Annotated in this window: 8 protein-coding genes; 2 read left to right on the top strand and 6 right to left on the bottom strand. The window is 67.8% G+C overall.

The annotated features are described in order from the left end of the window. From AC5Y4T_RS10075 to glf, 6 genes are all read right to left on the bottom strand, one after another. Positions 1-1,020 (bottom strand): esterase family protein (locus AC5Y4T_RS10075; protein ID WP_499952874.1); only part of this gene is annotated, 1,020 nt, incomplete at its 3' end. A 391-nt stretch (positions 1,021-1,411) separates the two neighbouring features. Next, the gene (gene aftB / locus AC5Y4T_RS10070) at positions 1,412-3,385 is read right to left on the bottom strand and encodes a terminal beta-(1->2)-arabinofuranosyltransferase (protein WP_499952873.1); all 1,974 of its coding nucleotides are present in this window, start codon (positions 3,383-3,385) and stop codon (positions 1,412-1,414) included. Next, a complete protein-coding gene (locus AC5Y4T_RS10065) occupies positions 3,372-4,280 on the bottom strand; it encodes a decaprenyl-phosphate phosphoribosyltransferase (protein WP_499917267.1) in 909 nt (302 codons plus the stop codon). Before AC5Y4T_RS10065 ends, aftB begins: the two co-directional genes overlap by 14 nt. Next, on the bottom strand, positions 4,277-4,828 hold the full coding sequence (locus AC5Y4T_RS10060) for a phosphatase PAP2 family protein (protein WP_499952872.1): 552 nt from the start codon (positions 4,826-4,828) through the stop codon (positions 4,277-4,279). The genes AC5Y4T_RS10065 and AC5Y4T_RS10060 overlap by 4 nt, the downstream gene beginning before the upstream one ends. Further along, a complete protein-coding gene (locus tag AC5Y4T_RS10055; RefSeq protein WP_499952871.1) occupies positions 4,821-6,731 on the bottom strand; it encodes a glycosyltransferase in 1,911 nt (636 codons plus the stop codon). Before AC5Y4T_RS10055 ends, AC5Y4T_RS10060 begins: the two co-directional genes overlap by 8 nt. After that, a complete protein-coding gene (glf, locus tag AC5Y4T_RS10050; RefSeq protein ID WP_499952870.1) occupies positions 6,731-7,921 on the bottom strand; it encodes a UDP-galactopyranose mutase in 1,191 nt (396 codons plus the stop codon). The genes AC5Y4T_RS10055 and glf overlap by 1 nt, the downstream gene beginning before the upstream one ends. 252 nt (positions 7,922-8,173) lie before the next feature. Between glf and AC5Y4T_RS10045 the strand changes: the two genes are divergently transcribed. Continuing rightward, positions 8,174-9,295: a PirG gene (locus AC5Y4T_RS10045; RefSeq protein WP_499952869.1), complete on the top strand. Its 1,122-nt coding sequence runs from the start codon at positions 8,174-8,176 to the stop codon at positions 9,293-9,295. A gap of 128 nt (positions 9,296-9,423) precedes the next feature. Beyond that, complete coding sequence (locus AC5Y4T_RS10040) at positions 9,424-11,115, top strand: N-acetylmuramoyl-L-alanine amidase (protein ID WP_499952868.1); 1,692 nt, start codon at positions 9,424-9,426, stop codon at positions 11,113-11,115.

The raw sequence follows: 11,115 nt of genomic DNA, 5'->3' as shown, positions 1-11,115 counted from the left end.
GCCGGCGTTGGCGGCCGTGGCCGGACCCGCACCCGGGGTGGCGCCCAGCGTCGACTGCAGGTCGGGCAGCATGGCGTGCACCTGCGCGCCCCAATACGGCCAGTCGTGGGTGCCGTTGGCGTCGAAGTTCCACACCGCGTTGTGGCCACCCGCGGCGTTGTAGGCGTCCTGGAACTTCAGGTTGGAAGTCCGCACGAAGCCCTCGAGGAACTTCGCCGGCAGGTTGTCCCCACCCAGGTCCGACGGCTTGCCGTTACCGCAGTACACCCAGATGCGGGTGTTGTTGGCGACGAGCTTGCCGACCTGAAGCGACGGGTCGTTGCGGGCCCAGGCCGGGTCCTCTTTCGGACCCCACATGTCGGCGGCTTTGTAGCCACCGGCGTCACCCATGGCCAGGCCGATCAGCGACGGGCCCATCCCCTGCGACGGGTCCAGCAGCGCCGACAGCGAGCCGGCGTAAACGAACTGCTGCGGGTGGTAGGCGGCCAGGATCAGCGCGGACGAACCAGCCATGGACAGACCGACCACGGCGCTGCCGGTCGGCTTCACCTGCTTCTGCGACGAAAGGTACTGGGGCAGCTCGCTGGTGAGGAAGGTCTCCCACTTGTAGGTGGTGCAGCCGGCCTTACCGCAGGCGGGCTTGTACCAGTCGGAGTAGAAGCTGGACTGGCCACCGACCGGCATGACAACCGAAATGCCGGACTGGAGGTACCACTCGAACACCGGGGTGTTGATGTCCCAACCGTTGAAGTCGTCCTGCGCGCGCATACCGTCGAGCAGGTAGAGCGCCGGCGAGTCGGCGCCACCGCTCTGGAACTGAACCTTGATGTCGCGGCCCATTGCGGCGGACGGAACCTGCAGGTACTCCACCGGCAGACCCGGGCGCGAGAAGGCCCCGGCGGTCGCCGAGCCTCCAACGGCGCCAATCAGGCCCGAGAGCAGCGCCGCACCCGCGGCCGCCACGACGAGCCGGCGCGGCATACCCGCCACGGCGCCGCGCAATCTGTCGACAAGCGTCATCCTTGCTTCCTCATCCTTCTTGCGGCCTTTCGGCGCATTTCACCGATCGGTCACTGTCTTGATTGGTCAAACTGCCTGCACGGACCCGAATGCACGGCTCCTTCTCGGGCCGTCCCGGCCCGCATCGTCGCCACGCCAAGCGCAGGAGTGCTCGTGTAGTCAACCACACGATGTGCCATTCGGTCGCATCGAGTCGCGGGCACCAACCATCGAGCGGCGAACCTACCCAGCGGTTTTCAATTGAAACATGTGTCTAAAAGGCGGCGTTTGCACATGTGCTTGGCGGCCATTGCCAGCTGGTGAGAGGCCAAATGTGATGTTGCTGCCATTCTTTCGCGCCCGGCACGCTGTGATGTGTTCGGCGTTTGCCGAAATTTCTTCTGCGCGACGCTTACTCGCGAGGTGGTGGCGGCGCCTCGTCGGGGACCGGCAGCCCGCACCGGGCCAGTTCGTAACGCGGCACCCGGTCGATCCGGTATTTGGTGAACCGGAAGGAATTCACCAGGTTGGACAGGAAGCGGTGCGGGGTCATCGGTGCGCGCACCGAGCTGAGCACCGCCTTCGTCTCCGGGCATTGCAGCGCCGAGACCGCCTCTGCGACCCATTGTTGATCCAGGTAGCCCGGGATCCCCGGAGGCAGCTTCACCCACGGGCCGTCGGCGATCACCCAGTCGGGAAAGAGGTTCTTGTCGTGCCCGATGCGGCCGTGCTTGAGCCGTTCCGTGTGCTGCGCAAGCGGATTCGCCAAGCCGATCTGATCGATCACCCTGACATCGAGGCCGACATTCATGCCGACCATGCCGAGGTTGGTGAAAAACACTGCATGCTGGGGTTTTTGCGCGGACTTGTCGCCGGGCGGCGGCTGGGCCTGCGGCACCAGGTCCCACTGGATGTAATTGCCCGACGGCAGCAGCAGCGCGCCTTCGGGAGTGTTGTTCAGGGCGGTCAGGATGGCCGCCATCCGCGGATAGCCCAGGTAGTCCGCCGCGGTCAGCGGATGCGCGTTGCCGGTTGCCTGGGAGTAGAAGCGGCGTTCGTCCACAATCCCGGAGTAGGTGACGTGGGTGGCATCGTCGCCCATCCCCGGTGAATTCGCCGCCCACAGCGCCCATCCGGCCAATCCCAGCCACAACGCGCCTGCGGCCCCGGCAACCCAGTTACCGGTCTCCCGCGAATAGTCCTGGCCGTCCGGGATCGCGATCGGGATGACGGCGACCGGAGCCAGCAGACAGAACAGCGGGGCCAGCAGCACCCGGGCGTGCATGAAGTCGCCGCCTTGCCGGATCCAGTACAGGGCCTGCAGCAGACCGCTCACCACCACCCACGCCACCACCGCGGGCGGGCTGTGCACGGCACGGGCAAACCGCCCGTAGTCCGGCGCCAGCGCGGGGCGCAGGAACGAGGGCCGCCGGCGGGCGGCGAACAGCAGCACGCCCAGCGGCACGAGAAGCACCACGGGTATCCACACCGCGTAGGGCGCGTCGAAGTTGAGCAGGTAGATCATGCCCTGCGACCATTTGTCCCCGGCGGCGTCCTTGGCCAGCGCGGTGCCGGGCACCAGCAGGCCGTAATAGCCCATCCGGAAGATCTCGTACGCGACCGGCACGAAGCCGCCGGCCACCACGATCAGCACCCGGCGGCGCCAGGTCCGTGCGGCGACGAGCATCATGATCAGCGCCAGGCCGCCCATGAGCGCCAGTTCCGGCCGGACCAGCACACTGAACCCGGCAACGAACGCCAGCAGCCCGGCGAACACCTTGTTATCCGCGCGGTTACGCACCGGCTGCGCCCAGCAGACCATCATCCACCACAACAGCCCGAGATACGCCAGCGCCAGACCGCTCTCCAGACCGGACGTGGCGAAGTCGCGCGCCGGCGGCAGCGCGATGTACACCAGCACGCCGGCGGGCAACATGATGGCCTTGCGGCCCCGCAGGCTCGGCGCGTACAGCCGCGCGGCGCCCAGCATCACGCACGCCACGCCCAGCACCGAAAGCACCAGCGCGAGCGCGAGCGCCACATACTCCATGCGCAGGGGGCCGCCGACCCAGCTGCCGACATACATCAGGTAGGTCCAGGCCGTGGAGGTGTTGGCCTCCACCCGCTCACCCTGGTTGAACACCGGTCCATTGCCGGCGAGCAGATTGCGCACCGTGCGCAGCACGATGAGGCCGTCGTCGGCGATCCACCGGCGCTGCCAGCTCCCCCAGCCGAACAGGACGGCGACCAACGCCACGCTGATCCACAGGCTGGCCCGCACCGTGGTGGTGTACGGGAACACCGGCCAGCCGGGCCGCCTGATCACCGGCCGGCTGCGCATCATCCGCGCTTTGAGAGCCTGCAGTTCGGGGCTAACCGAAGGCAACGGCGGCTCCGACTGTTGCGATCCACGCCAGGAACAGCAGCTGCAGCACCCGGTCGCGCAGCGCGATGTCTTCGGGTTCACCGGCCAGGCCGCCGTCCACGTCCACCGCGTAGCGCAGGATCGCGATGGTGAACGGCACCAGCGACACCGCGTACCAGGATCCCGAATGGTGGTCACGCTCGAACGCCCACAGGCCGTAACAGATCACCACCGCGGTCGCCGACATCGTCCAGACGAATCGCAGATAGGTGCTGGTGTAGCTCTCCAGCGATTTGCGGATCTTGGCGCCGGTGCGCTCGGCGACCTGCAGCTCGGCGTAGCGCTTGCCGGCCACCATGAACAGCGACGCGAACGCGGCCGACAACAGGAACCATTGGGACAGCGGGATCTCCGTCGCCACGCCGCCGGCGATGGCACGCAGCAGATACGCCGACGACACGATGCAAATGTCAAGCACGGCTTGGTGTTTGAGGCCGAAGCAGTACGCCAGTTGCATGGCGAGGTAGATGGCCATCACCAGCGCCAGGTTCGGCGTCACGAACCATGCGATGCCAAGCGACGCCGCACCCAGCAGCGCCGCCAGGAAGTAGGCCAGCCACTCAGGCACCACGCCCGCCGCGATCGGGCGGAATCTCTTGGTCGGGTGCTCGCGGTCGGCCTCGACGTCGCGGACGTCGTTGACCAGGTATACCGAGGACGCCGCCAGGCTGAACACCACGAACGCCAATCCCACCTGCGTGAGCATCTGTGCGTAGTCGTACCGGATGCCGCTGCCCAGCCCGGCCACCGGCGCGGCCAGCACCAACACGTTTTTCACCCACTGGCGGGGCCGTATCGCCTTGATCACCCCGGTGATCAGGTTGCCCGGCGGTCGGGTCACGACGTCCTCACTCATTCGGCTCCACCTCTTGCGACCTCTCCTGCGCGGCGCGCGATCGCCGCAACCACGGCACCGAGGGCGATGCCGAAGGCCACGTCGCTGGGGTAGTGCACTCCCAGCAGCATCCGTGACAACGCCATCGGCGGCACCAAGACCGCGGCGCATACTCCTCGAGGCAGACCGGTGGTCCGGCCCAGCAGAATCGCCGCGGCGGTGGTCGAAGTGGCGTGTGCGGACGGGAAACTCAGTTGGCTCGGCGTGCCGACGTTCACCACGACGGCGGGGTCGTGCGGCCGCTTGCGGCGCACGATCCGCTTGACGATGACCGCGGCGGCGTGGGCGCCGAACGCCCCCGCACCTGCCACCAGCCAGTCCCACCGCCGCTTGGGCGAAAGCACCGCTCCGAGCGCGGCGACGGCCACCCAGCCGAGGCTGTGCTCACCGAAGTGGGACAGTGCGCGCGCCGCCGGCAGCACGCCGGGGCGTTCGTTCAATGCGGCCTGGACGGCGACGAGCGCGGCCACCTCGCCGCGCGGCGCCTCTGCGGCGGCGGCCTCATGCATGTTCTGCAGCCGGCTGGGGGCACCGCCCGCTTGCGGGGGACAACGCCGTCTCCCACTTCTGCTTGCTCGACAACACGGGCAGTGCGCCGCGGTACACCCGGCGCATCTCCTCGAAGCGGCTGAGCAGCTGGCGCTGACGGCGCAGCGATGCGAACAACAGCGAGAACATCTTTCGCCGGTCCCGCTGGCGGTAGACCACGCCGCAACCGTCGGCCGTGGTGACCGTCACTCCGTCGACCGTGCACAAGCGGAACCAGCGCGCATCCTGGGTCGGCACGTTGAACTCGGGCCGCGCATGGGATTCCGGGTCGGCCTTGGTCATGTTGTGCAGGATTCCGCGGGCCAGCCGGTAGCTGATCGACACCGGGTTCACCGGCGGCTTCATCGCCTTGGTCTTGTGCTGAGGCGAGGCGAGTTCGCTCGCAGCCGGCAGCACGACGGCGTCCGGGTATTCCTTGCGCAGCCGATGCACCTCGGGCAGCGCGGATTCCAAAATCGAGAAGATGTGTTCGGGTCCCGCGAGGAAGTCGTCGATGGCCCGGTTCTGGATTGCAACCGTCGAATACTCAAGGCAGGCAAGGTGTTTCAGTGTCGCCTTGAGGTGGCTGCGAACGAGACCGGTGATGTCGCCGTCCCAGTGCAACGATGCGACCACCAGCCGGTTGCGCAGGTGGAAGTAGGCCTGCCAGTCGATCGCGTCGTCCTTGTCGCTCCAGGCCATGTGCCAGATCGCGGCGCCGGGCAGCGTGACGGTCGGGTAACCGTGCTCACCGGCGCGCAGACCGTACTCGGCGTCGTCCCATTTGATAAACAACGGCAGCGGCTGGCCCAGTTCCTCGGCGACGTGGCGCGGGATCATGCACGTCCACCAGCCGTTGAAGTCGACGTCGATGCGACGGTGCAGCAGTGCGCTGCGATCGTTCTTGTCGTTCAACGGAAACCTGGCGAAGTCGTGGTCGTACTCGGCGTGCGGCGCGGCGGTCCACATGAAGTTCGACTGGTCGACGACCTCGCCCATGATGTGCAGGTGTGACGGCTCCTGCAGGTTGAGCATCTGCCCGCCGATCAGCATCGGCGTCTTGGCGAAACGATTGAGCGCCAGCACCCGCAGGATCGTGTCCGGCTCGATGCGGATGTCGTCGTCCATGAACAGAATCTGTTGGCAGTCGGTGTTTTTCAGCGCCTCGTACATCACCCGGCTGTAGCCGCCGGAGCCGCCGAGGTTGGGCTGGTCGTGGATGGACAGCCGGTTGCCCAGGCCCGCGGCCGCCGCCGCGAAGTCCGGGTGGTCGCGCACCTTGCGCACGCCCTGGTCCGGGACGATGACCGCGCCGATAACCTTGTCCACCAACGGATCCGCGGTGAGATCGGCCAGCGCGTTGACGCAGTCGGCGGGGCGGTTGAACGTGGGGATGCCGACGGCGATGTTGGCCGTGCCCGGGGCGGGCTCGGTGGCATACCAGCCACCACTGATCAGGTCGACCTCGGTGTCGGTGGTGATGTCGAACCAGATCCAGCCGCCGTCCTCGAAAGGCTTGAGCGCCACCTCGATTTCGACGATGGCCGGTTGCTCGCCGGTGCCGACGAATTGGCGGCCTTCCACCGAGATGCGCACCCCGGTCGCCTTGGTCCGGTAGACGTCGACGCGTCCGGTCCCGGTCAGCTCGACCCGCAGCACCACCGACTGACAGATGGACCAGCGGCGCCAGTAGCTGGCCGGGAACGCGTTGAAGTAGGTGGCGAACGACACCTCGGACTCTTTGCCGATCTCCAGCGAGGTACGGCTGGTCGCGTGGGCACGCCGGGCGTTGGTCGTCGACTCCTCGAGATACAGCTTGCGCACGTCGAGCGGCTCACCCGGGCGGGGCAAGATGATTCGGGACAAAAGGCTGACGGCGGTCATTACGGGGCTTCCTCAACTAAAGGCACGCCGTCCCGCAGGTGCGGCGCGAGGACGTTGTCGTACATGTTCAGGGCGCTGGCGATGGCCATGTGCATATCCAGGTACTGATAGGTGCCCAGCCGGCCGCCGAACAGCACCTTCGACGACGCGGTCTCGGACTTCGCCCGGGCTCGATACGCGGCCAGCAGTGCGCGATCGGCCTCGGTGTTGATCGGATAGTAGGGCTCGTCGTCGTCCTCGGCGAAGCGCGAGTACTCCCGCATGATCACGGTCTTGTCGGTGGGATAGTCGCGCTCGGTGTGGAAGTGACGGAACTCGTGGATGCGGGTGTACGGCACGTCGGGGTCGTTGTAGTTCATCACCGGCGTGCCCTGGAAATCCCCGATGGGTAGCACTTCCACCTCGAAATCGAGCGTGCGCCAGCCCAATCGGCCCTCGGCGTAGTCGAAGTAGCGGTCCAGCGGCCCGGTGTAGACGACCGGCGCGTCGGGGCTCTCGGCGCGCAGCTCGTCGCGCACGTCGAACCAGTCCGTGTGCAGCCTGACCTCGATGCGGTCGTCGGCGGCCATGTTGCGCAGCCAGGCGGTGTAGCCGTCGACGGGCAGGCCCTCGTAGGTGTCGGAGAAGTAGCGGTTGTCAAAGGTGTAGCGGACGGGCAGCCGGGTGATGTTCGCGGCGGGCAGTTCCTTGGGATCGGTCTGCCACTGCTTGGCGGTGTACCCCTTGACGAAGGCCTCGTAGAGGGGTCGGCCGATCAGCGAGATCGCCTTCTCCTCGAGGTTCTGCGCGTCGGCGGTGTCGATCTCGGCGGCCTGCTCGGCGATGAGCTTGCGGGCTTCGTCGGGGGTGAAGTACTTGCCGAAGAACTGCGACACCAGCCCCAGCCCCATCGGAAACTGGTAGGCCTGCCCGTTGTGCATCGCGAAGACCCGGTGGCGGTAGTCGGTGAAGTCGGTGAACTGCCGCACGTAGTCCCAGACCCGCTTGTTGGAGGTGTGGAACAGGTGCGCACCGTACTTGTGCACCTCGATGCCGGTGTGCGGCTCGGCTTCTGAGTAGGCGTTGCCACCGATGTGCGGTCGGCGGTCCACGACGAGGACGCGCTTCCCGAGCTGGGTAGCCACGCGCTCGGCAATGGTCAGTCCGAAGAATCCAGAGCCGACGACGAAAAGATCGAAACGAGCGGTCATCGGTTGCTTAGGGTATCCGACCGCGTGGCTCGAACCCATTTGGCGAGGCCATGCGGCGGCGTGGCTTCGTGACGACGGCCGTTGCGGCGCCTGGGATCCGCGATCACGGTCGTGGTCGCAATTGCCTCACGATTCAATATCACCACTCTAGTAACAGGCTCCCCACTCGTACCATCGACTTTGTGTGATTCCCGCCAGATAGGAGCGGTGGGACGCGCCGACACAACACATAGTCAGATTGAGGAGACTTCCGTGCCGAACCGACGCCGACGCAAGCTCTCAACAGCCATGAGCGCGGTTGCCGCCCTGGCAGTGGCGAGTCCTTGCGCATACTTCCTGGTTTACGAATCAACCGCCGGCAACAAGGCGCCCGAGCACCACGAGTTCAAGCAGGCCGCGGTGATGAGCGATCTGCCCGGCGAGCTGATGGGCGCCCTGTCGCAGGGCTTGTCGCAATTCGGGATCAACCTGCCTCCGGTGCCCGCCTTGAGTGGGGGCGCTGCCGGCACACCCGGTCTCGCCAGCCCCAGCCTGGGCACTCCGGGCCTGGGGACCCCCGGCCTGGGCACGACCGGCCTGACCAATCCGGCCATGACCAGCCCCAGCCTGACCAGTCCCGGCCTGGCAAGTCCCGGCTTGACCAGCCCCGGCCTGACGAGCCCCGGTTTGGCCAGCCCTGGCCTGACGAGCCCCGGTTTGGCGCCCACCACGCCCGGCCTCACCGCGCCAGGCGCGTTGCCGGCCACCCCCGGTGGCGGCGTCGCGACTCCGGGCGCCGGGCTCAACCCCGCGCTCTCCAACCCCGGGCTGACCAGCCCGGCGGGGGTCACGCCGGGCCTGGGTGGCCCGGCGCTGTCACCGAGCGAGGTGCCGATCGACTCTGGGGCCGGCTTGGACCCGGGCGTCGGCGGCACCTACCCGATCCTGGGCGACCCGTCCACCTTCGGTAACGCTTCGCCGATCGGCGGCGGCGGTACCGGCCTGGGCGGCGGCTCGGGCACCGGCGGCGGTGCCAGCGGCGGCCTCGTCAACGACGTGATGCAAGCCGCCAACCAGTTGGGCGCCGGCCAGGCGATCGACCTGCTCAAGGGCCTGGTCATGCCGGCCATCACGCAGGGCATGCACGGCGGCGCTGGTGCCGCGAGTGCCTTGCCGGGCGCCGCGGGTGCCCTGCCGGGTGCGGCGGGTGCCCTGCCTGGCGCGGCCGGTGCCCTGCCGGGTGCCGCGGGCGCGTTGCCGGGCGTGGCGGGTGCCTTGCCGGGCGCCGCAGGTGCCCTCCCGGGCGCCGCCGCGGGCGCTCTTCCCGCCGCCGCGGGTGCGGCCGGTGCGTTGCCGGCGGCCGCCGGTGCGGTACCGGCACTGCCCCCGGTCTAGCCCTTTCCGATCCCTTCACGAGACGGCACCGCAGATCATCTGCGGTGCCGTCGATTTTGTGGAGATTCGCCAGCGCGAGGCTCGTGTCGTCTCACAGATAACACTAGAAACGCACGTAACATCGCCTGGTGCCTCGCAGTCGTGCGCCGACGATGTTGCTCACCGCCATGGCGGCGACCGTCGTCCTCGTCTCGTGGGTGACGGACACGGCCCGCGACCGCGGCACGGCCAGCCCCCCGGCGTCGCACGGAACTCGGCTCGTCGAGCAGCCGCTCTTCGGCCTTGGTCCCGGCGTCGCGGTCCGCGAAATCAGTCAGACCACCCCGTTTTCTCTGGTCGCGCTCACCGGCGACCTGGCCGGCACGTCGACCCGCGTGCGCGCAAAGCGCCCCGACGGCACGTGGGGCCCGTGGTATCAGACCGAATACGAAACGGCGGCGTCCGACCCGGCAACGCCCGCGGCGGGCACCGGAGAGCCGGCGGCGCCGGACCGCCCCGGCGGGGCGACCGAGGGGCCCCGCGGCACCGATCCGGTGTTCGTGGGCACCACCACGACCGTCCAGATCGCGGTCACCCGCCCGCTCGACGCGGCCGCGACGCCGGCGGCGCCTCCCGCTGGCGGGGGACCGCCGCCGGGCGCGAAGACCGATCTGGGCTACAAACCGGCATCCCGGGAACAGCCCTTCGGGCAGAACATCTCGGCCGTCCTCATCTCGCCACCGCAAGCGCCGGCGAAATCGCGTTGGACACCACCGGCCGGAGTCTTGATGCCCGGCCAGGCTCCCCCCATCATCGGCCGGGCCGAATGGGGCGCCGACGAGTCGCTGCGATGCGGTACCCCGCAGTACGACAACGGGATTCGCGCCGCGGTCGTCCACCACACCGCGGGCAGCAATGACTATTCACCGCTCGAATCGGCCGGGATCGTCAAGGCGATTTACACCTATCACAGCAAGACGCTGGGCTGGTGCGACATCGCCTACAACGCGCTGGTCGACAAGTACGGCCAGGTATTCGAGGGCAGCGCAGGCGGTCTCACCAAGGCGGTCGAGGCCTTCCACACCGGCGGGTTCAACCGCAACACCTGGGGCGTGGCGATGATCGGCAACTTCGACGACGTGCCCCCCACCCCGATCCAGCTCAGAATGATGGGCCGGCTGCTCGGCTGGCGATTGGGCCTGGACTCCGTCGACCCCAAGGGCACGGTGCAACTGGAATCGGCAGGCAGCCACTACACCACTTTTCCGGCCGGCTCCATCGCGACGCTGCCGACCATCTTCACCCACCGCGACGTCGGCAATACCGATTGCCCGGGCAACGCCGCCTACGCACTGATGGACGAAATGCGTGATATCGCATCACATGTCAACGATCCGCCGGAAGAACTGCTCAAGGCGTTAGAGGGCGGTGCGATCTATGACCACTGGCAAGCCATCGGCGCGATGAGCAGCGTGCTGGGAGCGCCGACGTCGCCGGAGGACGACGCCGAAGGCGATGCCCGTTTCGTCACCTTCGCCCGCGGCGCGATGTACTGGTCACCCGAGACCGGCGCCCAGCCGGTCACCGGCGCCATCTACGACGCATGGGGCTCGCAGAGCTACGAACGTGGCCCGCTCGGACTGCCGACCAGCGCGGAAATCCAACAGCCGCTGCAGATTACGCAGAACTTCCAGCACGGCACGCTGAACTATGAGCGGTTGACCGGAAATGTCACCGAGGTCCTGGACGGGATCACCGTTCCGCTGACGAACGAATCGCCAAGCGGCCCAACGGTACCGGCCGAGCACTTCTCGCTGCCGTCGCACCCGACGCCGACATAA

Source organism: Mycobacterium sp. NGS11 (genome assembly GCF_059813315.1).
The sequence above is the reverse complement of the archived record's forward strand: the minus strand, read 5'-3'. Positions and strand labels throughout refer to the sequence as shown.